At 45.1% G+C, this 26,503-nt stretch carries 21 protein-coding genes; 12 read left to right on the top strand and 9 right to left on the bottom strand.

From position 1 onward, the window contains the following. Window positions 1–441 precede the first annotated feature (441 nt). Window positions 442–582 carry a hypothetical protein gene (locus HYN43_RS30280; protein ID WP_162996414.1) on the bottom strand — a complete coding sequence of 47 codons (141 nt, stop codon included), beginning with the start codon at window positions 580–582 and terminating at the stop codon, window positions 442–444. A 147-nt stretch (window positions 583–729) separates the two neighbouring features. On the opposite strand from HYN43_RS30280, the gene HYN43_RS10560 reads away from it, so the two are divergent. From HYN43_RS10560 to HYN43_RS10550, 3 genes are read left to right on the top strand one after another with little or no spacing between them, the layout of a single operon-like run. Next, entirely contained in the window at window positions 730–3,744 is a 3,015-nt protein-coding gene (locus HYN43_RS10560; RefSeq protein WP_205589915.1) for a glycosyl hydrolase family 28-related protein, read from the top strand. Between the two features lie 19 nt (window positions 3,745–3,763). Further along, window positions 3,764–5,023, top strand: a complete 1,260-nt coding sequence (locus tag HYN43_RS10555; RefSeq protein WP_119411660.1) for a DUF5009 domain-containing protein — start codon at window positions 3,764–3,766, stop codon at window positions 5,021–5,023. 21 nt (window positions 5,024–5,044) lie between these two features. Further along, window positions 5,045–6,187, top strand: a complete 1,143-nt coding sequence (locus HYN43_RS10550; protein WP_245447238.1) for a glycoside hydrolase family 18 protein — start codon at window positions 5,045–5,047, stop codon at window positions 6,185–6,187. 413 nt (window positions 6,188–6,600) lie between these two features. Here the strand turns inward: HYN43_RS10550 and HYN43_RS10545 are convergent, their stop codons facing one another. The 7 genes from HYN43_RS10545 to HYN43_RS10515 form a co-directional block, all read right to left on the bottom strand. Further along, entirely contained in the window at window positions 6,601–9,486 is a 2,886-nt protein-coding gene (locus tag HYN43_RS10545) for a glycoside hydrolase family 9 protein (protein WP_162996413.1), read from the bottom strand. Between the two features lie 269 nt (window positions 9,487–9,755). Further along, window positions 9,756–10,514: a 6-phosphogluconolactonase gene (locus tag HYN43_RS10540; protein ID WP_119411657.1), complete on the bottom strand. Its 759-nt coding sequence runs from the start codon at window positions 10,512–10,514 to the stop codon at window positions 9,756–9,758. 9 nt (window positions 10,515–10,523) lie between these two features. Further along, complete coding sequence (locus HYN43_RS10535) at window positions 10,524–10,790, bottom strand: HPr family phosphocarrier protein (protein ID WP_119411656.1); 267 nt, start codon at window positions 10,788–10,790, stop codon at window positions 10,524–10,526. After that, window positions 10,787–12,499 (bottom strand): phosphoenolpyruvate--protein phosphotransferase, encoded by a 1,713-nt coding sequence (ptsP, locus tag HYN43_RS10530; protein ID WP_119411655.1) that lies wholly within the window; start codon window positions 12,497–12,499, stop codon window positions 10,787–10,789. The genes HYN43_RS10535 and ptsP overlap by 4 nt, the downstream gene beginning before the upstream one ends. Window positions 12,500–12,512: 13 nt before the next feature. Then, window positions 12,513–14,099, bottom strand: coding sequence for a PTS system mannose/fructose/sorbose family transporter subunit IID (locus HYN43_RS10525; RefSeq protein WP_162996412.1), 1,587 nt, complete (start codon window positions 14,097–14,099; stop codon window positions 12,513–12,515). A gap of 40 nt (window positions 14,100–14,139) precedes the next feature. Next, a complete protein-coding gene (locus HYN43_RS10520; RefSeq protein WP_119411653.1) occupies window positions 14,140–14,610 on the bottom strand; it encodes a PTS sugar transporter subunit IIB in 471 nt (156 codons plus the stop codon). Then, the gene (locus tag HYN43_RS10515) at window positions 14,603–15,040 is read right to left on the bottom strand and encodes a PTS sugar transporter subunit IIA (protein WP_119411652.1); all 438 of its coding nucleotides are present in this window, start codon (window positions 15,038–15,040) and stop codon (window positions 14,603–14,605) included. The genes HYN43_RS10520 and HYN43_RS10515 overlap by 8 nt, the downstream gene beginning before the upstream one ends. 395 nt (window positions 15,041–15,435) lie before the next feature. Here HYN43_RS10515 and HYN43_RS10510 point away from each other — a divergent pair, with 395 nt between their 5' ends. The 8 genes from HYN43_RS10510 to HYN43_RS10475 all read left to right on the top strand — a co-directional run bounded on the left by HYN43_RS10510 (window position 15,436) and on the right by HYN43_RS10475 (window position 24,528). Further along, window positions 15,436–17,283, top strand: a complete 1,848-nt coding sequence (locus tag HYN43_RS10510) for a glycoside hydrolase family 9 protein (protein WP_205589914.1) — start codon at window positions 15,436–15,438, stop codon at window positions 17,281–17,283. A 16-nt stretch (window positions 17,284–17,299) separates the two neighbouring features. Further along, the gene (locus tag HYN43_RS10505; RefSeq protein ID WP_119411651.1) at window positions 17,300–18,433 is read left to right on the top strand and encodes a redoxin family protein; all 1,134 of its coding nucleotides are present in this window, start codon (window positions 17,300–17,302) and stop codon (window positions 18,431–18,433) included. A gap of 24 nt (window positions 18,434–18,457) precedes the next feature. Further along, on the top strand, window positions 18,458–19,213 hold the full coding sequence (locus HYN43_RS10500; RefSeq protein WP_119411650.1) for a ThuA domain-containing protein: 756 nt from the start codon (window positions 18,458–18,460) through the stop codon (window positions 19,211–19,213). A gap of 558 nt (window positions 19,214–19,771) precedes the next feature. After that, window positions 19,772–20,296: a DUF4468 domain-containing protein gene (locus HYN43_RS10495; protein WP_119411649.1), complete on the top strand. Its 525-nt coding sequence runs from the start codon at window positions 19,772–19,774 to the stop codon at window positions 20,294–20,296. Window positions 20,297–20,314: 18 nt separating this feature from the next. Further along, complete coding sequence (locus HYN43_RS10490; RefSeq protein ID WP_119411648.1) at window positions 20,315–21,073, top strand: ThuA domain-containing protein; 759 nt, start codon at window positions 20,315–20,317, stop codon at window positions 21,071–21,073. A gap of 95 nt (window positions 21,074–21,168) precedes the next feature. Then, a complete protein-coding gene (locus tag HYN43_RS10485) occupies window positions 21,169–23,190 on the top strand; it encodes a copper amine oxidase (RefSeq protein WP_119411647.1) in 2,022 nt (673 codons plus the stop codon). A gap of 188 nt (window positions 23,191–23,378) precedes the next feature. Further along, a complete protein-coding gene (locus tag HYN43_RS10480) occupies window positions 23,379–24,149 on the top strand; it encodes an adenine nucleotide alpha hydrolase family protein (protein ID WP_119411646.1) in 771 nt (256 codons plus the stop codon). 73 nt (window positions 24,150–24,222) lie between these two features. Next, on the top strand, window positions 24,223–24,528 hold the full coding sequence (locus tag HYN43_RS10475; RefSeq protein WP_119411645.1) for an HTH domain-containing protein: 306 nt from the start codon (window positions 24,223–24,225) through the stop codon (window positions 24,526–24,528). A 138-nt stretch (window positions 24,529–24,666) separates the two neighbouring features. Here the strand turns inward: HYN43_RS10475 and HYN43_RS10470 are convergent, their stop codons facing one another. Further along, complete coding sequence (locus tag HYN43_RS10470; protein WP_162996411.1) at window positions 24,667–25,953, bottom strand: hypothetical protein; 1,287 nt, start codon at window positions 25,951–25,953, stop codon at window positions 24,667–24,669. A gap of 156 nt (window positions 25,954–26,109) precedes the next feature. Between HYN43_RS10470 and HYN43_RS10465 the strand changes: the two genes are divergently transcribed. Continuing rightward, the gene (locus HYN43_RS10465; RefSeq protein ID WP_119411643.1) at window positions 26,110–26,484 is read left to right on the top strand and encodes a DoxX family protein; all 375 of its coding nucleotides are present in this window, start codon (window positions 26,110–26,112) and stop codon (window positions 26,482–26,484) included. Window positions 26,485–26,503: the final 19 nt, after the last annotated feature.

Here is a 26,503-nt window from a genome sequence, read left to right as displayed (position 1 = left end):
CGTGTGATGGCAATTGTGCGCCGGGAAAGCGAGGACTTGCAGCGTATAGCCCGGGCCGCAGGCAACGCCCACATTATAATTAAGAAACGAAAATTTCTCGCAGCGGCTATTGGGATTCACAACGGCCAGTTCCTATCTTACTAACATTGGCCGCTCATTTGCCGCGGAGGCTGTTACTTTTGTCTTGATACAAAAGTAACCAAAAAATCAAGACAGAAAAAAGCTTCAGCCCGCGAGGCCAACTCCCGGCCCGCTTTTCTGTCAGGCCACCGCTCATTTAAAAAAGCATTTGACATTCAATAACTTGCAATGATGTGATTATAAATTATTGATTATCAGATATGATTTTTACACATCGTTACTTTTTTTTCCTGATGGATACTCGCAATTAGTTTTGGAGATATAACTTTTTTTTAATCATTTACAGGCACTGAATACTTTTCATTTTTTAAACAACTTCCGGGTATAATTCCAGATCTCGCTTTCTCTCTTCATTATCAACGCTATCCTTTTCTTTTGTATCAGCACTTTACCTATAATGTTACATAGCGTAGTGGTGATGTAGTGCCGTAATAATCGCATCTGATAGCCCTATCGGATACATTTGCAGGGTTGGTTATCACAATTTGCTATCAGCAATTTTACATCGGGTGTTAAAATAATATAACAATTTATGATGTAGATTGGATGCCGTAACCCACGCCGTATAAACCATTATTATAACCTGAAGTGAAAAAGTTAACCCTGTTAATTGCCCTGTTTGTTTTTATCCAAAACGTTTGCCTTGGTACATCCGCGCCGATTAAAAAAGATGAAGGTGGCAAATCAATTTATCCGGCCCGGTTACAGGATTCGGACGCCGTTTATTTTACGCCCGAAAATTTTAAGATCAAAGCCGATGGCAAAACAGATGTATCTGATGAGTTGCAGGCTGCCATCACCAAAGTAAAAACCGAACACAATTTCGGTGTGCTGTTCATCCCCGAAGGGAAATACCTCGTCTCAAAAACCATTTATATACCTACCGCCGTGCGCCTGATAGGCTATGGTAAAAACCGTCCGCAAATCATCCTTGCCAAAAACTCTCCCGGCTTTCAAACAGAGTATGAGAATGATAAAGGCCATGCCAAATACATGTTTTGGTTTGTGAGTAACCTATCCAAACCCGGCGACGAGGTGCATGATGCCGGGGCTTCAACTTTTTACAGTTCAATATCCAACATCAACCTCAAAATAGAGGATGGTAATCCTTATGCTGTAGCCATGCGCACGCACTTTGCCCAGCACAGCTTTATAGCCCATGTTGATGTGCAAATTGGTAAAGGCCTGGCCGGGATGTTTGATGTAGGTAACGAGATGGAAGATGTGCGTTTTTTTGGCGGGCAATATGGCATTTATACCACCAAGCCATCGCCGGGCTGGCAGTTTATGATGGTTGATACTTATTTTGAAGGCCAGCGCGAAGCAGCCATCCGCACGCAGGAAGCGGGATTGACCATTGTGCGCATGAATGTTAAAAATGTGCCTGCGGTTATCAGCATCAACCCAAATTATCATGAAAAGCTTTTTATGGAGGATTGCCGCTTTGAAGATGTGCGCAGTGCGGCGATCATTATCAGCAACGAGGACAATGCTTTTAACCAGATTAACCTGCGCAATGTGGTGTGCCGTAATGTACCGGTACTGGCCAGCTATCGCCGCAGCGGAAAAACTACACCGGGAGCAGGACCTATCTATCGTATTAAAAATTTCACAAACGGACTGCAAATAGATGGGCTTGATGCCGAACCGCAGTACAAAACCATTAATGAGCAGGAAAAGCTAAGCACTTTACCGGAGCCCTTTCAAAAAGATATCCCCGATTTTCCTGCTATCAATACCTGGGCAAATTTAAAAGCTCTGGGTGCTAAAGGCGATGGTGTTACTGATGATACGCAGGCTATCCAGGCGGCAGTAGACAAATACGAGACCATATATGTACCGCAAGGCTGGTATCGCGTTAGTCAAACTATTAAACTGAAACCTGATACCAAACTGATAGGACTTAACCCCATAGCCACACAATTTTTAATTGCCGATAACACACCGGCCTTCGGCGGTTTTGGTGCGCCGGTTGCCTTGCTCGAATCATCAAAAGGCGGCGATAATATTTTAAGCGGAATAGGCCTTTGTACCAGCGCCGATAATCCGCGAGCCTTAGCCTGTAAATGGATGGCCGGCGAAAAATCATACATGAATGATGTGAAGTTTGTAGGAGGGCATGGTAGTATGCAACGGATTGGTATGCCTACAAGCAAAACAGGTACAGCTACAGCCCCGGGAAGGGCATATAGTCGCACGCAAAACGGTGGTGATGCATCATGGGATACACAGTACTGGAGCCTTTGGATAACCGATGGCGGCGGCGGTACTTTTAAAGATATCTGGAGTGCCAATACTTACGCAACTGCGGGTACTTATATTTCAAACACTCAAACGCCAGGCAGGATCTACGCCATGTCGATAGAGCACCACGTGCGCAATGAAGTTCGTTTCAATAACGTAGCCAACTGGAAAGTGTATGCCATGCAGATGGAAGAGGAAAGTCGCGAAAGTACCGAATGCCAGCCTATGGAACTGGAAAATTCAAGCAATATGGTATTTGCCAACCTGTATATGTTCAGGGTGATCAGGGTTAATAAACCAGCGCCGTATTCTATCCGCAAATCGGGCGGCAAAAATATCGAAATGCTGAACGTGCATAATTACAGCCAGATCAAATACACCAGTACCCTGCCGCTGTATGATATCAACAGCAGTACGGAGGTAAGGCCATGGGAATTTGCGAGGCTTTATATTGGTGACCAAAATAATACAGTCAATGTTCCGGCTAATGGTTCAGTTACCAAACTTGCTACGGGATTTGAGTTTGCTTCGGCAGCCTGTGCGGATAGCAAGGGGAATGTTTACTTCAGCGAGCAACGGATGAAGAGGATCTACAAATGGTCGTCGGTAACCAGGCAGATCAGCTTATTAGCCGATTATCCATGGGAGCCGCTTTCATTAGCCTGCGATAAAAATGATAACCTGCTGGTTGTGTTTAAATATGTTCCGAAGCCTGGGTATTTGGTGAACGGTAAGCCCGAAAAATTTGATAATCCTGCTGATGCATCAGGTACATCTTTTAGCTGCTGGGGTAACTCGGGTTTTGCAAGCTGGGCATATTCAATTAATCCCGAAAATGCGGATGAATCGATCCAAAAGCTGAATACCATACCCATGGGGCAGGTGAAGCAGGTATATAAAGCTTTATACCCGGCCCACCGCTGGCGGGATTACCATGATTTTAATACCGTTACGGTAAATAAACCAACCGAGTGTTTCGTTGCCCCCGATGGTGTTACTATTATCCCGGTAGTTTATGACCTGGCCCGTTCAACAGCATTAGCGCAGGCTTATCCCGGTAAACCAATGTACAGCAGCGATGAGTACGATAAGCGAACTGTTAGTACCACAGTGAACAACGAGGGCTATATCAGCGATTTGAAATATTTTGCCGAAAGAGGTGAGTTTGCCTCGGCCACCGATGCTCAGGGCAACGTATACATAGCCGACGGACAAGTGTACATTTACGATGGTACCGGCAAACAAACCGGCGAAATAAAAGTACCCGAGCGCCCAACGGGTTTAACTTTTGGCGGGCCCGGTAATAACACTTTGTACATCACCAGTCATAACTCACTGTTTTTAGTAAAAATAAAATAACAAGCCTAATTACAATTCAATGCAACAATTACCCAAACGCCTTTTATCTATCGATGTTTTGCGGGCCATCACCATGCTCCTGATGATATTTGTTAACGATGCCAGCGGAGTAAGGCATATTCCCGAATGGATTGATCATGCCAAAGGTTTTGAAGACAGGATGGGTTTTGCCGATACTATTTTCCCGGCGTTTTTGTTTATTGTAGGCTTGTCGTTGCCTTTTGCTATTAATAACCGCATCAAAAAAGGCGATAGTGCAAAGGAAGTTTTGTTTTACATCCTCATCCGCAGTGCTGCGTTGCTTATCATGGGGTTTTTCCACGTAAATCTCGAAGAGTTCAACTCATCGGCAGCACTTATCTCCAAAGCAGTTTGGGCTCTGGTTATCACTACGGCATTTTTCCTTATCTGGCTTGATTATCCCGAAACCATGGCTAAAGGAAAAAAATATGCGCTTCAAATTTTAGGCATAGCCATGCTGGTGGCCATGGCGGTGGTTTATAAAGGCGGCGAAGATGGCGATGTACACGGCATGGAACCATCATGGTGGGGAATTTTAGGGTTGATAGGCTGGTCGTACCTGGTATGTGCGCTGATTTATTTTATGGTGAAGGGAAAACTCAATTCGCTCATTGTAGCCTGGATAGTTTTGGCAGCCATCAATATCATTGCGCATAGTGTATTTAAAATAAAAGTAATGCGCGATGAATCGATAGTAAAAATTGCAGGCGATGATGTTACCGGTACTTTTATTGGCAATGCCATCATATTTTTAAAACCGTTATGGATCATCCACGATGCCTCGACCATGACGCTAACCATGGGTGGCGTGGTTATCTCGGGCATTTATGCCAGGCTGGTTGAGCAGGGCAAAACTCAGCGCATCTGGGCAACGCTGGCTATTATCGGCGTGTTGTTTTTGGTGGCCGGCTTCGCGATAAGGCCTTATGCCGAGGGGATTTCTAAAATCCGTTCAACACCGGCCTGGGTGTTTATTTGTTCGGGCATTACCACGCTGGCTTTTTTGATATTGATTTACGTGGTTGATGTTAAGGGCAAGGTAAATGCTTTTAAGTGGATCAAGCCCGCAGGCACAAGCACTTTAACCTGTTACCTTATTCCATATTTCCAGGTATTTATTCTCGAGCTGTTTAATGTACGATATCCCAGCCTGATCAACAACGGCTTCCCCGGCCTGTTGCGATCATTTGCCACCGCGTTTTTGATTATACTGCTGGTTGGCCTGATGGAAAAGAAACGATTGCGACTTAAAATTTAAACCTTTCATCTCTAAACAATTATGATGACAACAAATTTAAAATTTAGCAAGGCGCTGCGCCTTGCCGGGGTGCTTACATGCCTGATATTGGCTTTTTATACCGCGAATGCACAGAAGGTAAAACAAAAAAAGCATGTAATTATTGGCTATGTGGGCGGTTTCCGCGGGCTGTTGGATACCAATATGGTCGACGCTAAAAAACTTACACATATTAATTATGCCTTTGTGGATGTGCAGCGTAACCGGGCCTCATTAAGGTTCCGCCGTACCGATACCGCCAATTTTAAATACCTGGTTGGGTTGAAGAAAAAGAATCCGGCGCTGAAAGTATTAATCTCGATAGGAGGCTGGAGCTGGAGTAAAAATTTCTCGGATATGGCGCTTACCGATACCGGCCGGAAAGCTTTTGCCGTGAGTGCGGTTGATATTGTTCGCCGCTTTAAAATGGATGGCGTGGATATTGACTGGGAGTACCCCAATGCCTATGGCGATGGAAATAAATACCGCCCCGAAGATAAAGTGAATTTTACGCTGATGTTTGTTGAACTACGTGCCGAACTGGATAAACTGGAAAAAGAAACCGGCCAAAAGCAATTACTTACCGCAGCAGTAGGAGCCTTTAAACGCTTTACCCAAAACACCGAAATGGATAAAGTAGGCAAACTACTCGATTACATCAATTTGATGACTTATGACTACGGTGCCGACTTAGCCGTACACCACACAGGCCTCTACGCCTCCAAGTACCTCAAAACCGAAAATAACTCGGATGCCGGTACACAGGCGTTTATTGATGCCGGTGTTCCGCGCGAAAAACTGGTGTTGGGAATGGCGTTTTATGGAAGATCGGTAAGGGTGTCTGATAGTACCAAAACCGGTTTGGGGTCAAAAAGCCTCGAAAGGATGCGTGGCGGAAGCTATACCTTTATTAAGGATAGCCTTGAAGCCAATAAAGACTTTAAATACTACCGGGATAAAAGCGCTCAGGCACCGTACCTGTATAACACGGTAACCCGGCAGTTTATATCATTTGATGATGAATGGTCGATTAAAAAGAAGTGTAAATATGTTAAAAGGCAGGGAATGGCCGGGGTGATGTTTTGGGAGTATGCTGATGATAAAAAAGGGTACCTGCTTGATGCAGCAAACGGTCATTTAGATTAATAATAGCCTAAATCTTGTACAAAGGAAAAGCCGCCTGAATTATCGGGCGGCTTTTTGTTTTGGTATGAATTAACCTTGCGCTCGTTTAAAATTAACTTGCGCTCGTTTAAAACGAGGGCTTAAAATGGGTTTGCGTTTGTAACGCAATGGCGATGGAACTATTCGCGTTAATTAGCATGCGGCATTCGTTAACTTACATTATATAACAACCTTAGTTCAATAGCACAATCATTGGCAGCTCATTTGCCGCGGGGGCTGTTACTTTTGTCTTGACACAAAAGTAACCAAAAAGTCAAGACAGAAAAAAGCTTCAGCCCGCGGGCCATACTCCCGGCCCGCTTTTCTGTCAGCCCCACGCTCTTTTGTTACAGGTACGTTTCATAATGCTACTTTTATGATGATGCTGATTAGCTTCATTTTTCCCAATCAGCCCCTCTTATTTCCTTCTTTATCGCCAAATCACCATCTGGAATAACCACAGCCACCCACGGAGCCTTTTTATCATCAACGCTCCCTTTCCATTCAAAGCTAAACTGGGTGCCTTGCTTAAGGGTAACCTGTTTATTGGCTGCGCCAATATTTAAATTGTCGGCCCGGATGCTGAAATTATGTGACCCGCTTCCCCATACATTTACTTTTATAACCAGTTCGCCATTTGCTGATATGGTTTTTGATAATTCATATTTTAAAAACTTATCCTTACGCAAATCCAGATGATAGCTTGAAGCCGGTAAAAAAGTTTGGCTTAGCGATTGGCCGTTATTTGTAACCGTATATTGCCCTTGTGGCAGGCTTGCTTTAAACTTTTTGGTTGAAGCATCGGGTTTTACAATAGTAGTTAAACCTGTACTTAACTCTTTAAAAACAACCGGGCCGTTAGCCAAACCATCAACTATTGCCGGGCCTTCTACATCTTTCAATAGCCAGATCCAGTTGGTAACCGGGTGGCCCCAGATTTCTTTATAAGTCCACATGGCTTGAACGGGCCAGTATGGCGCGTCATTTTCATCTTTGGTTTGGATGCCTACCGGCAGGCCGCCCACCATGTCGCCTGATGATGGGGTATAAAGCGGTACATAATCATATCCCTCGCCATACATGGTACTTGCCGAGAATGGGTTACGGCCAATGATCCATTCTAATTGATTGATAGAAAGTTGCGCCGATGGCAGGTCGCCCCTTAAATGAGCGGCGTTGGCCAGTGCCTGGGCCTGCGGTAAAATAGTACCGAAATGCCCCCGGTAATCCATCCAAACCGGGAACAGGCGCAGGTAATGGCCTTTACCCAGCGGTACGCCTTTTAAAACCTGCTTGCGAAATGATTCGCGACGGCTTTCCGGTACGCTTTCATATTCGGTATCGGTGTATACGGATGCAGGCATCACATTGTAAGGCGCGGTGTATTTGGCGATGGTTTTCAGGTATTCAGAGTAAAGGGTAACCGATGCATACCATTTTATCCAATCTTTCTCGTTCGGAAAAGTTTCGCAAAGTTGGGTAAGCGCCATGGTTGGAGCTTGCTCGCGTCCGCGGTGGCAATAGTGCAGGATGCGCTCTTTAGCTGTAGATGTATAAAAGAACCCGGTAAGCGGCGTATCCCAATCCGGGCGTTCGCGTTGTTGGGCATTGGTGATATAGGGCGCTTGTTTTATGGCGAGTTCTTTGTATTTATTGTTACCTGTGGCTTTCCATAGCGCGATGGAAGAGAAGATGATCTGCGATGGTAGCTCATCTTCCACATTATTCGAATCGAATGTGCCGCGCCATTGATCTGTTACCGGTTTTAGCTTTGACAGGCCATCTACGGCAAACTGCCAATCAGCTTCCGCTTTTTGAAGGGCATAGCTGGCATATCTCGGGTCGATATCTTTAAATATCCGGTAGCCGTAGGCTTCTACCGAGGCAGCTTCAAAATTAGCCATTGGCGTGTTTTGCGCCGTGGTGATCACATCGTCATCATCGCCAATAATATTATTGGTACGGCGGCTGTTGATAGATCCGGTATTACGATAGCCATCGCCAAAGCTTGTTTTCAGGATCCAGTCCAGGCCCCATTTAGCCTCTTCCAGTACACGTTGGTATAGCTTAGGGTTTTCGTTTCGGGCGTGTAGTTTTTCGGCCATGCTTAGCATGGCGTAGGTGATCTCTTCCGTGGCCTCGAAGCTTTGTGAGAGGTCGCCGGCATCATGCCAGCCTCCGTTGATAACAATGCGTTTGTCGCCGTGTACGCAAAGCCAGTCTTCATGTTCCTGCCCGTGGATGCCCGGTATTTCTGTACCGCATCGTTCGGCATAGAAAAAGTTAATGGCCTTCCATACGGTACGTTCGTACGGATCGGCATCTATCCTGAACGGCCTTGTGCTAACCTTGCCTGCATGTAAAATATAGTTCCCAGGCGCGTTTACTTCCGAGAAATCCAGCACATCGAAATTGCCGAGATGAGATGTTGTTTTTTGGATGGCCTTCTGCAAAATAACTTTTCTGTTATCGGCATTAACCAGCTTAAAATCTTTCGCCTCTATACCATTGGCAATGGCTGTTTTTTGAGCACCGTTTTGATAGCCTGTATGGGCAAAGGAAATCTTCCCCTGTTCAACATCCCAGCCTTCAACTTTGTCGGCTTTCACAGCTTCCAGTTCCATCTGATCGAAATAAAAACGGATATTACCGGCCTCGCCGGGATAACTGCCCGATAACCCGTACGACATTTCGAAGGCTGTGATCTTATCCCTCGCTACATTGCTGATCTCCCAAACCACATGGTTCCACTCATGGTTTTTTAGTGTGAGCGAGGTTTGACCTTCCTGGCCAAAAATAGCAGGTAGTTTTTCTACGCCATCATTAAACAACTGGCAATCCAGCGCGGTAGTGTAAAAACCGGGCAGGTCGGGATATACCCAGATGGAAATTCGGTTATATTTTGTCCAGTCCTCTGCATTAAAAAGTCTCCGTACGCCCGACCGTCCCCAGTGTCTGCCGTTTTTAGGTGCCGCGTTGGCCAGGCGGGTAGGCGTGTTCATGAGCAATGCCTGTTTACCACTGTGCACATACTTATCAGATAGTTCGATAGTTGCTACCGAACTGCTGGAATCGGGTGTTACCATTACCTTGCGGGCATCAACAACCTGTACGCCCGATGAGGTGAAAGAGCGCCAGTTATCCATGCTTTCCATATCATCAAGCAGGCGTTTGTTTTCTACTTTTTTATTCAGCCAGCGGTAGGCGGCTCCGTCCTCGAGGTGTTCAGTCATCGGTTCGCGGATGAGGTAGAAGCCGGATAGGAGGAGGGTGGCTGCCATTAGTGTGAGGTAGATGTATTTCATGTGGGAGAGGAAATTGAATGATTAATATTTGCAATATTTCTCCACCACGTCATTGCGAGGTACGAAGCAATCCCCGATAAGCAGAGCCGCTATACATATCCGCCCTGTATAGTTTGGGATTGCTTCGTACCTCGCAATGACGTGGTGGTTAATGGTTGAAATGTGGCGTATAGTGTATTGGGAACAAAAAAGGTATCCCAAAACACATCAGGATACCTTTTTCTATTTTATCAGTTCATCATCTGTTACCAGTTATAACCGCGTTCCTTAGCATAGTCAGCAACCAAAGCACCGGCATCGGCATCCAATAAAATTTCGCAGTTAGGATGCAATTGTACCACCGAAGCAGGAATATCGCTACCCACCGGCCCGAGGATAGCCTGTTTAACAATCTCTGCCTTATGGCTGCCTTTGGCAATGAGGATCAACTTACGGGTATGCATGATATTTTTAATACCACGCGTTAAGCCGCCAAGTTCAATCTCGGGCGGGACCTGGGTTTCGCGACGAACACGGGCCTCAAAATCCGGGTCCATTGGCGATACCCATGTTTCGCTTTCCAGCGGGGTTCCGGGTTGGTTAATACCGATATGTCCATTGCTGCCGATGCCAAGCATTTGCAGATCAGCACCGCCACGCTCAGCAAGACGTTTTTCAAACAGGATGCTCTCGGCCACAAAATCGTCCGAAAGGGTAGGCGGCATAATAAAATTCTCATCAGGTATCCCCAGCGGACCGGCAATCTGGTTTAATATCATCGTATAACAGCTGCCAGCATATTCCCGCTCCAAATTCGTCAATTCATCAACATTAAAAAGGGTAATGTTCGATACATCAAATGGATATTGGGCATAAATTTCGGATACTATACGGTGCATACCAATGGTAGTTTGCCCTGTTGAAAGGCCAATTACCGAGTTTCTTTTCTCCAGCATTTGCGCTATGATGCGCCACGCCGCGGTTACGTCAAATTCCTGTTCGCTTTTGGTTATAGTTACTTTCATTTATGCTGTTTATAGTTCTTTAAGCTGTTTGGTAAAAAAATCATCGATGATAACGGCAGCACTTACTTCATCTTCACCATCCATAATTACAGAAACGGTTTCGCCGCCTTTAATGCTGAGCGACAGGATATTGAGCAGGCTGTTAAGTTTAACGGTTTTATCGCCTTTTTTTAAACTGGTGTTGGCTTTAAAGCCTTTGGCCAGTTTAACCAGTTGTGTTGCCGGTCGGGCGTGCATGCCTTGTGCCGATGTGATGATATAATCTTTGGTTATCATTGGGTTATCTCTTTTAAATAGGCAATAATGTTTTCCGAGCTGTCCATCGCCATTACCTGCTGGCAAACTTGTTTGGCCTGGGCTTCGGTGTTATTGATAATGATGTTTTTGATGGAGGGGATTGATGCCGCGCTCATTGAAAACTCTTCCAGTCCCATGCCTAATAATAGCAGGGTAGCTAACGGATCAGAAGCCATTTCGCCGCACATGCCTACGTGGATGTTATGCTCGCGGCCTTGCTCAATTACATTCAGGATAAGGCGTAGCACTCCCGGATTGAAAGGATCGTAAAGGTGGGTGATCTTCTCGTTCATCCTGTCTACAGCTAAAGTGTACTGGCAAAGATCATTGGTGCCAATGCTGAAAAAATCTACTTCCTTAGCCAGGATGTCCGCTGTAACTGCCGCCGAAGGGATCTCGACCATAATACCAACTTTCACATCATCACTAAAAGCAATGCCTGCTTCAGTGAGCTCGGCTTTTGCTTTATTGAGGATAACCTTGGCATCACGGATCTCTTTTACATTCGAGATCATCGGGAACATGATACTTACCGAACCGAAAGCCGAGGCGCGTAATATAGCTTTCAATTGTACTATAAATAACCCTTCCTGGTCTAAAGAGATACGAATGGCTCTGTAGCCAAGGAAAGGATTGAGTTCGGCAGGTAAGTTGAAGTAGGAGAGGTGTTTATCTCCACCAATATCAATGGTGCGGATAATTGCCGGTTTGCCTTTGGCTTGCAGTACGGCTTTCTTGTAAAACTCGAATTGCTCTTCCTCATCCGGGAAAGTATCACGATCCATAAACAGCATTTCGGTGCGGAACAGACCAACGCCTTCACCGCCATTGTCGTGAACCATGTCCAGATCGTCGGCGCTGGATATGTTGGCCAGCAGGGTTACCTGTTTGCCATCGGGGGTAATGGCGGGTTTGTCCTTTACTTTTTTCAGCACTTCAGATTGCTGCCTGAAGGATGCCGATTTGGCCGAGTAACGGCTGATAATCTCCTCGCCTGGATTTACGTAAACCGAACCGCTGAGGCCGTCGAGGATGATAAAATCGTTATGGTTAATGGTCATTAACTCATCGCCGCAGGCTACAACGGCAGGCAGCCCTTTTGATTTGGCTATAATGGCCGCGTGCGAAGTACGGCTGCCTGCCTGTGTTGCAAAACCGGTGACGAGGTTAAGGTCTAATGTGATGGTGTCGGAAGGGGTGAGGTCATCAGCAATAACAATGGTATCCGGCTCGAACGAGCGGGCATTGGTATCGCCGGTGCGGTTAATATATTTGAGGATGCGGTTACCGATATCCTGGAAATCGGCCGAGCGGGCGCGCATGTACTCATCGTCCATGCTTTCAAATAATGCTACAATGCCTGCCGTAACTTCTATCAGGGCATCGTTGGCGGTTTTCTTTTCGGCTTCAATTTTGGCCACTACATCCTCGCGGATCTGCGGATCGTTAATCAGCTCAACCTGCGTTTCGAGTATGGCGATGTCATCATCGTTCAGCATCAGTTGCGAGCTGTTTTTGATGGCATCGATCTCGCCCAGCGCGTTTACCACCGAGATATCAAAGCGCTCTATCTCGGCCACTATCTCTACCTGGTTTTTTAAAACAATACCGTTTGTGGCGGGCGCGTTTTTCTTAATCACAAACGCCCTGCCTATGGCTATGCCCGGTGAAACTCCAATTCCCTTCATTTATATCTTTTCTTTATGCAAACAGGTGAATAATACTCCCTGCAAAACCAAGCAACAGCAGGCCTAACAACAGGTATGTGGTTTTTATATTTTTTTTAACAAAATAGTACACTAAAAAGGTGAGGCCGAGCGGGATCATGGCAGGCACCACCTGGTCTAAAATACTCTGGATGCCCACGGCCGATTTATCCGCGCCGATGTGCAAGGGTGTAGTGATATTCATCAACGTGGCGGGCATAGCGCCAACTACCATCAGCCCTAAAATAGATGAGCCTTTGGTAAGCCTGTCCATCACGTTATTTTTGGCCAGGTTTTGCAGAAACCGTGTACCCGCATCATATCCCACAAAGGTTAATTTATACCGAAGCAATAAGTGAGGTACATTGAATATCAACAGAAATAACAAAGGCCCCATAATATTCCCTTTAATAGCCAGCGAAGTACCAACCCCGGCAGCAATCACCTTAAAAGTTCCCCAAAACAATGAGTCGAATACACCAGCCAATGGCCCCATCAAACCAAGCTTTACCGAGTTAATTGATTCTTCATCAAAATCTTCATCACTGCTTTTTTGCTCTTCCATCGCGGCGGTGATACCCATAATAAGGGTTGAACCGTAAGGGCTGGTATTAAAAAACTGGAGGTGCCTTTTCAAAGCGGCGGCCATAGCCTCTTTAGTGTTATAAAGCTTTTTTAAAACCGGGATAATAGAAAAAGCGAAGCCTGTATTTTGCCAGGTTTCAAAGTTAAAATTAGCCTCTAATGCTAACGAACGGAAAAACAGCGAGCGGATATCTTTTTTGCTGAGTTTCGGGTTGAGTTTTACCGGCTCGGCGGGCTCATCATTGCTGCCAAAATCATCATCGTCATCAATGGCTGGTTTTGGTGCAACCTGCGTTACCAGCAAGGCAATGATCACTCCAAAACCTCCAATAGCAATAACCGGGAGTTTTAAATATGCGGCCAACATAAAACCCAGGAAAAAATATGGTGCCATGTTTTTGTTGAACATCAGGTTCATTAACAAGGCAAAGCCCAAAGCTGGTAGCATATTACCCGCAACCTGTAAGCCGGTTTGTACCCATGCCGGTATCAGATCCAAAAACGACTTCATTGCGCCTGCACCTAATTGCAGCGCCAGCATTATTATTATGCCCATCAACAAAGGCCTTAATAGCCCGGATATAATATGCAGCCGTTGAATTCCTGCAAAATCGCCCTCATCGGCATATTGGCTAAATTTTTTGTTGAGCATAGCCCGCAATACAAACAAACCGCTAATCACCATTTCGGCAAGGATGGAAACCGGTACGGCTATAGCCAACGCGATAGCAGGGCCTTTGCCCGAGATAATAGCGAAGGCCGTACCCAACACCCCGCCGGTAATTACATCGGGCGGAATGGCCGCGCCTACTTTAATGTTGCCCATAAAAATAAGCTCCAAAGTAGCGCCGATGATCACGCCCTGCGTTACATCGCCAAGCACAAGGCCAACCAGCGGCCCAAGTACCAGCGGGCGGCTAAGCAGGGTAGTGCCCAAAAAATCTTCCGAATGTCCAAACATCGCTATCAGCGCGATGAGCAAGTATGATACTGACAAGGATTTAAATAGTTGTTTGTATGGGTTTTAAATTAGTTTATTAAATAAGGCTTTCCACAAGCTGCCGGTTATCGGTAGGCACCTGGCGCACTTCCAGTTCAATGCCTTTGGCCAGCATCTCACGGATCACAGCAATATCATCATCATTTACCGCGATGGCCTTCGAGATCAGCTTTGAACCTTCTTTGGAGCGTAAGCCACCAAAATTAACCGAGGTGATCTCCGGTACATCGGCAGCTAAAGCGGCCGCATCTTTAATATTATTAATAAGCACCAGTACTTTGGCGTTTTTGCTTTTTTCGTCGTTTAAAAAAGTGGCTGCGTCTTTTACGGTTTTGATGAGCAGTTTTGTGCCTGCCGGTTTGGCCAGGCTTAAGGTCATCTTCATAAATTCGTCCTTAGCTACTTTATCGTTTGCTATCAGCAGGCAATCGGCACCAAGAGCGGGTGTCCAGGTGAAGGCTACCTGGCCGTGTACCAACCGGTCGTCTATTCTAATCAGTTTAATCATTGTCTTCCTCCTGCGTTTGTGCGGCTAAAAGTTGGTTTACGTATACCATTTGTTGTTTGGCGTTTTCAATGGCTTCGGCAATTACTTCCTGCGCCGGGGTATCGGTATCTGCCAGTACTATCTCAATTACCAAAGGCAGGTTAAAGCCCGAAACTACATGCACGTTGCTTTGACTGGCATATTGCAAAACCTGATTGGTAACGCTGCCACCCATAATATCCGAAAACACAATCAACTCGTCGTTATCGCCAACCTGGTCAACCACCGCTTTAATATCATCCTCGATCGACCTGTTTTCATCTACATAAGCCTCTATCAAAAAAATACTATCCATAGCGCCGGTAATAATATCGAGCGATGATTTTACACCGCCAGCCAGCCTGCCATGCGTAGCTATCAGAAATTTTCGGGTTCCTTCGGTATTCTCCATTAATTATTAAGGTTTTTATAGCCGCGTTTTGTGGGCGCGGCGTTTCATAATTGGTTTATACAATGTATGAAATTTAATCTTCTGCAATTATCAATGAAACTTTGTTCAATTGCTATTTTGAAGCCACTACATTAGCACTACTATCGTTTATTGCTTGGCTGTCCGTAGTCTTAAGTTCTGAGTCTGAAGTTCTAAGTCAGAAGTATTTAGTCTGAAGAAAAAAAGCTTAACCGGACTGCCGACTTTAGGCTTAGAACTTAAGACTTAAAACTATCTACAAACCGTAGTGCTAATGTAGTGGCAGCAAAATATCCAGCGGTAACATTATCTTTTAGTTTTGAAACCGGATGCAAAACGCTTCCCTAACCGCGACTTTATAATTCCTTAAATTATATATGAACCTGAAAAAACATATAACCATTTTATTATCGATATGCCTGCTTTTGGCAGCATTGCCGTTTTTTGCGCAGGCTCAAAGTATTAAAGTGGTAACCAACCATGTAGGTTACGAAGAAAATAAAGCTAAACATGCCATTATTGTAGCCGATAGTCATCTTACCCTAAGCAATTTTAATTTAATAGATGCCGAAAAAGGCAACACCGTTTTTTCGGGTACGATCACTTACAGCGGCCCGGTAAACAAGTGGAAGAACTTTGAATTCTGGACGCTTGATTTTAGTGGTTTCGCTACGCCGGGCACTTATAAAATACAGTTCAGCTCGCCCAAAGGCAATATTTCATCTTATCCTTTTATAATAGGAAAGAATGTATTGGAAAAAGCCACCATATCTGATGTGGTATATTACTTTAAAGGGCAGCGCAGCTCGGGTTTGTTGGATAAGGCCGATCATCATTTAGTACTATCGGGTACTACCGATACCATTGATGCTCACGGTGGCTGGTACGATGCCACTGGTGACTATGGCAAGCATTTATCCCACCTCTCATTCTCCAACTACTTTAACCCGCAGCAAATTTCGTTAACTGCTTTTAGCTTATTCAAAACTTACGAGTTATTATCGGCCCGATCAGGAACCGATTTCCGCCAGTTTAACCGCCGTATTTTAGATGAGGCTATGTATGGTGCTGATTATTTGGTGCGCATGCAGGCTAAAAACGGTTCATTCTATCGTTCTGTATCATCGCCGGGGCCGGGCAAATTACCTAAAGACAGGGTGATTCAGGCCGATGAGGGTAGCTATCGTATCAAACAAAATAAAGATCAATCTTTTACCAAAACCACAACCGGCAAAAACTGGCGTACTTACCAGGCCAGCTACCGCTCAGGCGCGGGCATCAGTATCGCGGCCTTGGCTATGGCTTCGGCTTATCCAACATCGGGCGAGTATAGTAATTCCGATTACCTGAAAGCCGCCGAAAACGCTTTTGCCTTTTTGGAGAAGGAGAATCCGCAGATGGATTACGATAAAAAGGAAAATATCCTTGATAATTACTGCGCCCTAAGCGCCGCCACCGAACTGTATAAAGTAACCCACAAACCAATTTACCAAACCGCTGCCGAAAAACGTGCTAATAACCTGCTTAACCGCCTCAGCTCATGGAATAAATACCAAAACTTTTGGCGTGCCGATGATAAAGACCGCCCGTTTTTCCATCCATCGGATGGTGGTTTGCCGGTGGTGAGTTTATTGTACTACTATCCGCAGGCTTCGGCGGCTATTCAGGCTAAGATAAAAGCCGCGGTAAGGAAATCGATGGAGTTTGAGCTAAGCATTACGCATGAGGTAAATAACCCCTTCGGCTATAGCCGCGAACTGGTGCAGGATACTTTGGGCAACCGCAAAAGTGCCTTCTTTTTCCCGCACGGCAGCGATGCTTCGCCATGGTGGCAGGGAGAGAACGCGCGTCTTGGTTCTGTAGCTACTGCTGCAAGGATGGCGGCTAACCTGTTTAAAGACGATAAGGCTTTTCACGATCAGCTATCTGCTTTCGCGATAGACCAATTGAATTGGATATTAGGATTAAACCCCTTCGATGCCAGTATGCTGCAAGGTACCGGTCATAACAACCCGGCCTACGGCTTTTTCGGCACATTTGAATACACCAATGCGCCGGGCGGCATTGTAAACGGTATTACCTCGGGTTTTGAAAACGAAGACGACATCGACTTTAATATCCCTTACGCCGTTTCGGGCAAAGATTCAGATTGGCGATGGGCCGAGCAATGGCTTCCGCATACGGCCTGGTACCTGCTGGCTGTTTCCACAAGCGATCAATTGTAAACCGTTATATATTGTTATGAAGAAGTTAAAGATCCATATATGCTTAATCCTCGCGCTGTTATTGTGCAGCCCGGTATTTTCTTATGCTGCCGATGAGCATAAAACGCTGGCAATCGGTGCGGCTGCACCGGATTTTAGTCTGCCCGGTATTAATGGGAAAACCTATACCCTGCAGTCCTTTAAAAACGCCAAAGTACTGGTGGTTGTGTTTATGTGTAATCACTGCCCAACATCGCAGGCTTATGAGGATAGGGTGATCAAACTTACCAGCGATTACGCTGCCAAAGGTGTTAGCGTTGTTGCAATCAATCCTAATAATCCATCGTCATTACGGTATGATGAGTTAGGTTACAGCGATTTGGGCGATGGTTTTGATGATATGAAAATACGCGCCAAAGATAAAGGCTTCAACTTCCCGTACCTGTACGATGGTGAAACCGAAATAGCATCCAACAAATACGGCCCGGTAGCTACGCCGCATATTTTTGTTTTTGATAAGGATAGGAAGCTGCGCTATAATGGCCGTATTGATGATATGGAAAATCCGGCTAAAACACCAAAATCGCAGGATGTGCGCAATGCTATCGATGCTGTGCTGGCCGGCAAAGAAATAGCCGTACCGGTTACCAAAACTTTCGGCTGCTCGGTAAAATGGGCAGAGAAAAAAGATTGGATTGAAAAAGCGCAAATTCAATGGGCTAAAGAACCTGTTAAAATAGATACCATCAGCGCCACGGGGATTGCCGGAGTAGTGAAAAATCATTCGGACAGGCTAAGGCTCATCAACCTTTGGGCTACCTGGTGCGGCCCTTGTGTTGCCGAGTTTGACGATCTGGTAACCCTGAACCGCTTGTATCGCGACAGGGGGTTAGAGTTTGTAAGCATCAGTGCCGATGATCCGGTCAATAAGGATAAAGCCCTGAAATTTTTGCAACGCAAACAATCATCGGGTACCAATTACATCTACACCGGCGATGATAAGTACAAAATGATAGAAGCTGTGGACCCGAAATGGGATGGCGCACTGCCCTACACCATGCTGGTTGATCCCGAGGGCAAAGTGGTTTACACCCACCAGGGGGCTATCGATATTGAAGAGCTGAAAAAAGTGATCTGGAATAACCCGATGATGGGCAGGATCTATAAATAATACATTAACCTGTAAACAATCAACATGAAAAAAATAGCCCTGATAATTAGTTTTTGCCTGTTAACCGTCGTGGCTTTTGCCCAAAAAGCACCCCGCTTTAAAGTGATTGCCCTGTATGAAAACGGGGGCCACCACATTGAATATTCAAAAGTTGCCAAAGTTTGGCTGGATAAACTGGCAGCCGATAGTAATTTTTCTATCGATTATATCCAGAATACCGATAAGATAAACGAAAAGTTCCTGTCACAATATCAACTTTTTATCCAACTGGATTACCCACCTTATGCCTGGAAAGAACCGGCTGTAAAAGCATTTGAAAAATATATTGATGAAGGTAAAGGCGGCTGGATTGGTTTTCACCATGCAACCCTGCTTGGCGAATTTGACGGCTTCCCAATGTGGAACTGGTTTTCGAATTTTATGGGCAATACCCGCTATAAAAATTACATAGCCACCTTTGCCAAAGGCACCGTGAACGTTGAGGATAAAAAGCACCCGGTTATGAAAGGCGTATCGCCATCGTTTTTAGTGCAGAAAGAGGAGTGGTACACCTATGATAAAAGTCCGCGGGCTAATGTGCATGTGCTGGCCTCGGTGGATGAATCTACATACGAGCCTAAAGATGGTATCACCATGGGCGACCACCCGGTAGTCTGGACTAATCCTGCTAAAAAAGCGCGGAATGTTTACATTTTTATGGGGCATTCGCCTTTGCTTTTTGAAAGTAAGGATTATACAACCTTGTTTAGTAATGCGATTTTCTGGGCGGCAAAAAAGTAAAATAAGGGCGTTGAGCCGGTCGCTTTTATAGTACGGGGCACCTACGGAGCCGGGAATGATTTTAGATACTTTGCTTTAAACACGTTACTCCTACGGAGTATTAGAAGCATGGCTTAAAAAAATGCAAAGTACTCCATAGGAGTAACGTTCTGGACGGCTAAGAAGTAAAATCAGGGCGTTTAGCCGGTCGCCTTTATAGTACGGGGCACGGAGCCGGGAATAATTTCAGATACCTTGCTATAAGCATGTTACTCCTACGGAGTATTAGAAGCTTAGTGTGAAAAAAATGCAAAGTACTCCGTAGGAGTAGCGTGTCTATAGCATAAACGGAAATAGAAATAGGGGGCTCCGTAGGTGCCTCGTATCTACGAGACCATGCTAAACGATTATTGCTGGTGTAGATCTATTTAGATAATGTTGTTTTGTTTGTTGATAATTAGATTGTTGCGGATTTTATTTTAGCCCTGTAGTGTTAAAATAGTACCCTCAAATTAACAATTTAACCCCTGCTTTTTGATATTTACCTAACCACAAACCCTGCTCATAACCAATCAAACTATGATAAGAAAATTACTGATTGTGTCCCTTTTGCTAAAGCCATTTATAAGCATAGCGCAGGGAAATAACACATCACCCATATTGCTGCAAATGCGCAATGGCAAAGTGTATTTTGATAACGTTTACGCCCTCAACCCAACCTTTAAAAAAGCCGACTTATACAACAAAGCCCAAAACTGGTTTAAAGGCGAGGAAAAAGCGATAACCACCGCCAACGAAAAGAAAGGCGAAATTATAGGCACCTATACAACCCGTGTAAACATAGGCACTACCGGCAACTATTATTTTGTGAGGGTTGTGGTTGATGTAATTGTTTACGATGCCACCTACGAGGTAAAAGTGTATGATGTTTACGAAAAGCCGATAGAAAAAGGCATCTCGAACGAATACTCGAAAATTGAATACCGCTGGTGGGATTTCAGGCGGGGTCACCCATGGTCGGGGGATGATGAGCCTTTGTTTAGGGGGATCAGCGCTGCTGTAGGTAGTGTGATGGATTCGCTTGGTAATGAAATGAATAAATAACCCGGTAAAGCATTTACAATGAAGAAATTTATATACTCCACGATGTTTTTTGTGCTGATGCTCTTGGCCGGTAACCTTGCATTTGCCCAGCAGCCACAATTTAAAGTATTGGCCTTGTACTCAACTGATGTTGAGAGCGACCACGTTGATTTTGCCATGGATGCCATGAAATTCTACGGTAAAATGGCCAAAGAAAAAAACTTTGTTTTTGATACCACCAGCAATTGGGGCGATTTGAACGACGATAAGCTGAAAGACTACCAGGTTGTGGTTTGGCTTAACGAGTTTCCGCATAACCAGGCACAGCGCAGCGCTTTTGAAAACTTTATGAATAACGGCGGGGCCTGGCTGGGCTTCCACGTGTCGGGCTATAATGATAAGTACACCAAATGGCCTTGGTTTGTGAACTTTTTGGGCGCTACGTTTTACAACAACAATTGGCCGCCGCTGCCTGCCAAAATGATTGTTGATGATAATACGCACCCCGTAACCAAAAGCCTGGGTAAAAGCTATGTAGCACCCATCAACGAGTGGTACGGCTGGAAACCCAACCCGCGCGATAGCAAGGACATTAAAGTACTGGTAACGCTCGATCCGGCAAACTATCCGCTGGGTAAAAAAGATATCATCCGCGATGGCGATATCCCGGTGGTATGGACAAACACCAAATACAAAATGCTATACATGAACATGGGTCACGGCGATTTGATATTTACCTCGCCCCAGCAAAACCAAATGTTTGAGGACGCATTGCTGTGGTTAGCTGCTAAAAAATAATACCGTTTTGATTTTTATAAAGTTTAAGATACCGGTTATAACCTAAAGTTTGAGAAGAGAGACTTTAACAACCGACACTCTTTAAACAACATAAAATGATTAAAACCCCGTTACTTTATGCCCTTGGCGTAGGGTTGCTTTGCAGCGCGCCTGCATTTGCCCAAACCGGCGGCAACACTTACCCGCTCGATCCGCTTTCGGCGGCCGAAATGAAAAAGGTTGTGCAGATACTGAAAGACAGTAAAACCACAACCGGCAAGGATATTTTTAATATCATTAACCTGAAAGAGCCGCCTAAAAGCGAAGTGCTTGCCTATAAACCCGGCGCACACACCCGGCGCGAGGCTTTTACCAGCTTTTATGATTACAACAAAAACGGCGTTACCGAAGCCGTGGTTGATCTGAATGCCGAAAAGGTGATCTCGGTTAAAAACATTCCCAATGTAATAGGGATGGGCCTCGAGGCCGATTCGGTGGCTAACACCATTGTACGGAAGGATAAAGCCTGGATAGCAGCTTTGAAAAAGCGCGGTATCTCAATCGATTCGGTAACGCACCGCAGCATTTTTGTGGGCGATATCGGCATTGCGCCAATTGGTCATAGGGAGCAGATGGTGATAGCAAGGCGTAAAAAGAACAATGTGGATATTGAGGGCTTGATGGCTTATACCGATTTCACTACTGGTAAAATCCTGAAGATAGTGGATGAAGCCAATGCTTTCAGCGATAAAACCGATCTGTATTACTTCAATAAAGATTCGGTTAAGGAAACGCTGCCTGCGCCAAAGCCGCTCATGATCACACAGCCCGATGGGCATACCTTTGCCGTTAACGGCCATGAAATTACCTGGCAAAACTGGAAACTGCGCTATGGGGTAGATAATCGTGAAGGTTTAGTGATTTACGATGTGCGTTTTAACGATAATGGTAAAGAACGTTCCATCATGTACCGCGGTTCGATGCCGGAGATGGTGGTACCTTATGGCTCGCCCGATTTGTTCCAGGCAACCTACAACTTTTTTGATGCAGGCGAATACCGTTTGGGTCAAGGCACAGCACAATCCCTAACCCCCGGTGCCGATGCGCCCGAGAACGCCGAGTATATGCCGGCCATCCTTCATCGCGAAAACGGCACACCTTTCCAGGTGGATAGAGCGGTGGCTGTTTATGAAGAATACGGCGGCGTGTTATGGCGTCATGGCACGGTATCGCGCAGGGCCACCAATCTGGTAATTAAATACTATACCATGATCGAGAACTACGATTATGCCTTCACCTGGCGGTTTAAGGAGGATGGCACTATCGACGTAGACATTGAGCTTACCGGTATTGTAGAAGTGAAGGGTGTACACCGCACCACCGAAATGAGCATGGGTATCAACAAGAATGATTATTCGTACCAGGGTCATTCGTTCGGCACATTGGTGCATAAGCATGTGGAAGCTATTAATCATCAGCACTTTTTTGTTTTCAGGCTGGATATGGATATCGACGGCGCGCAAAATAACAGTGTAATGGAAATGAACAGCAAAGCCGTGCCGCCGGGTAAGGATAATCCTTATCAAAACGCGTTTTATGTGGATGATACCATGTTTATGAACGAGAAGGAAGCCCAGCGCGATGTTAACTACCAAAGCGCCCGCAACTGGCACATAGTGAATAACAAGGAGATGAATGAATTTGGCGGCCACGTAGGTTATATGCTGATGCCGGGTGGACAGGCCAAAACTTTCGTACCGCAAACCTCGCTGCTGCGTAAAAAGGCAGGCTTTTTAAATCACCAGTTTTGGGTAACTCAGTATCATGAAAACGAAATTTATCCGGCAGGTAAATACCCCGCCAGTAACAAAGTTTACGATGGCCTGCCCGAGTGGACGGCCAAAAACCGGGAGATAGGCGATAACGATGTGGTGCTATGGTACGTGGCCGGCATCACGCATATTGTTCGCCCGGAAGAATGGCCGATCATGTCGGTACATCATATGGGTTTTACGCTGATGCCTTTTGGTTTCTTTTCCGGCAATCCAACCTACGGCAATAGCAACCCCGAGTTTATCAAACAACAATTTAAACCCGTGGAAAAGAAGCAGGTGGGTTCGGACATCGACCATCAATAAAACTTTTTTAATTGCTTTTTAGTTAAGCCCTGTTCGGCGCCGGAACAGGGCTTTTTCTATTTTGATAAGTCTAATCCGGTTTTAATAATGACTTGACAATTTTATGACGGATTTAATTAGAAATTAAAAAACCTTTTTTAATTATACTGCGTTTTACCTTAATACATCTCATCTAATATCTACGCTATATGAAATCTATTTTGGTAATCCACAACCTTAAAAGTGAGAGCCGGAACGCCCTTGCTTACGCGAGCGAATTAAGTGAAAAATTGAACGTTAAGGTTGTTGTTACCTACACGGTCCCCGAATCACGCAGCTTATCTGCGCAGCAAACGGTTCCCGAAGATAGTTTTTTGCATGATGAGGTAAACGTTCATGAACATAATCACGTAGCTGATCATGTCATTTCCCTAAGCTACATCGATACGCTCGGCATGTCTATCCATGAGCTAACGGTTAAATACGATACCGGGATCATAATAAAAGGAGTTTCGGGCACGGCGCAGGCCATCAACGAAGAACTTAAGACAATTTTACATCACACCAGCTGCCCGGTGCTGGCGGTTCCGGAGGATGTGAACTTTAGTCTGCGTAATATAGGGTATTTAACCGATCTAAGGTTTGCTAAAAAGAACATCACTTGTTTTATCAACCAGTTTACTTCATCAACCAATACAAAAGCAAAGCTATTTAACGTGGCCGAGCTAGGCGTACCCCATATGCACGATGCTTATGCACAAACTGTTTTTGCGCAATCATTTGGCAACTACAATCTCGGCCTGATGAATATCAGGGAAAGGGAGGTTGCCAAAACCATCGATGTATTGACCAATATTATGCAGGTTGATCTGTTTGTGCTGAGCAACCGCAGTTCGCAATTAAACGCCGTTTGGGAACATTATGATGCGCATGCCGGGCAACCGCACGCGCATTTTCCGGTTTTGATATTTCCTTGTTAATCATCAAATTTCTCTGCTGACACACTGTTGTCATTACACCTCAACACATTTGTATGAAAAAATGCGTTAAGGTATGAACAGGGCCGACAGGTTACTTAAACTATTGGTATTGCTGCAAAGCAGAGATGTGGTAAGCATCGACCTGCTGAAACAGCATTTCAATATCAGTAGCCATGTTGCCTACCAGGATCTGGAAGCGCTAAAAGAACTGAAAATAGTGGTAACTTTTGAAGCTGAAAAAGGTTGTTTTGTGTTGGTGGGGAGTTGCCCATCGCCGTTAAAGGATAAAGAAATTGTATCAAAGCCGATGATGATCTTGCCTCCGGCTATTAAAAATGAGGTGTTATCGATTATATCCCAGGAAAATAACCCTTCCTAATTTCTTTACTCACCCCGACATCGCTGCGCGTAAAGAAGGGATTGTTTGTTTCTTTATTTTTCCTACCCTCTTTGCGGCTTGCCGGAGAGAGGGTGGTCCGGCGAAGCGTAGATCGGGTGAGCAGATTCTGCGATATCATCAAAACTCCTCATCATAATTAACCTTATCATTCTTCAATCTCACATAGTCAACAGCCCCGGTTCCCTCAAAGCGGTAAAGCACTCCGATAATCTTTGCCCTGTCAATCTTCTTATCAATGGTATAAACCAGTTTGTTGTTCACAAAAACTTTGGCCTTGCCCGCATGTGATGTTATTTTTAGCGGGATATAATCACCAAAATCAACCCCGAACATGGATAGATCAGTTTGCTTGCCCGATACCTGGTAGCCGGCAAAGTACATATCAAGGTTGGACACGCAGCCTTTGGTGCCAAAAGGGATCCACATCGCAGTACCTTTGCACAAAATATAAACCGTGCTTTGCTGGCAGGCGGCAGCGCCTTCGTTGTAGTTATTTTTGATAGCCGTTTCGAAGGTGAAATCATCACTGTAGATCTCGCCGAAATCATCCACGTTGGTATAAATTACATGCGGTGGGTTGGGCTGCATGTTGATGTTCCGCTCTTCAATTCTTTGTTGGGGGAGGGAAAGTTTTCCATCAGCTATAGCATCTTCTTTTTTATAATATACGGGTACAGGATCCCGCTCAACCACGGGTAGCCAGCCGTTTGATTTGATGAGCAGCTCGTGCTGTTTTACAATGCGGCCGCCTACTATCAGCTTGGCAAAATAAAAATCGGGAAAGTAATAGATGGAAGTATGCTGATGCCCGTTTTTGGAAACGTTAACCCGCAGGTGCCTGTCCCATGATTGTTGTATCGCTACCGAATCATACGGTGCTTTGCGGGCATCATAATTAAACACAACCGTATTGGGCAAGCCCGATGTAACCACCGTTTTGCTATTGAACGAATAATCGCTGTCGCGGATAACCGGTGCCGGTTTAGGGTGCTCCACTCTTGATGCTATAATGATTACCAGCAGCAATACGGCAAGTGTTAGTATTCCTAATGTAAGCGGTTTGGATAATGAGCGTTTCTTTCGCTGTTTGTTGGAGACCGGAGGCTGCTCATCCCCGGGTAATTGCTGCGGCGCGGCAAACTGACTGCTGAAAACCCGGTAATTTTCGTACCCCAGAAATTGCACCAGGGTATCCATGGTATAGGTATTGGGCAGGCTGTTATACTTTACCTTTCCCCAAATACGCTTAAGCGTTACATGGCTTATTGATGCACCGGTTTTTTCCTGGATCTTGTCGCTCAGGTTAATAAAATCCTGGTTGGTCCAGCTGTCGCTGTCGCCCCAGCCGGTAAAAGTTTGGTACTGTTTTATCAGCTCGGCTATCAATAAATCTTGTACAGGCATATCCATTGGTTAAAAATAGCTGATAAAGCGGTTCAATTTTTATTTGTACCGGCTTGTACCAACTTGTACAGGCTATGAATTGCACCACGGGCGGTTGCTTCCTTAATTTTACCTGCAATTCAAAATTAAACCTAAATATACCAAACGTAATTCACAATGAAACAGGCAGCTAAAGTAAGCGCATATATTTATGCAACGGTAATGTTCATTTTCGGGATCCAGCATTTTATGTATGCAGATTTTGTAGCCACACTGGTACCAGGATGGATCCCATTTCATTTGTTCTGGGTGTACTTTACAGCGCTTGCCCTTATGTCATCGGCAGTGAGTATTTATATCGGTATATGCGCCAAATGGGGTTGTTTGCTGTTAGCATGCATGATATGGGTTTTTATTTTAACCATCCATATCCCGCTGCTTATCAACAGTCATTTTGATGGCGGTAAAATAACCAATGCACTTAAAGATACCGGTTTGGCCAGCTGCGCTTTTATTTTGGCCTGGATCTATCAGCAGGAAGGGATTAAATAACAACCGTTTGCTTGTAACA

Source organism: Mucilaginibacter celer, assembly GCF_003576455.2.
GTDB lineage: Bacteria > Bacteroidota > Bacteroidia > Sphingobacteriales > Sphingobacteriaceae > Mucilaginibacter > Mucilaginibacter celer.
This window is presented reverse-complemented; position numbering and strand designations above follow the sequence as displayed.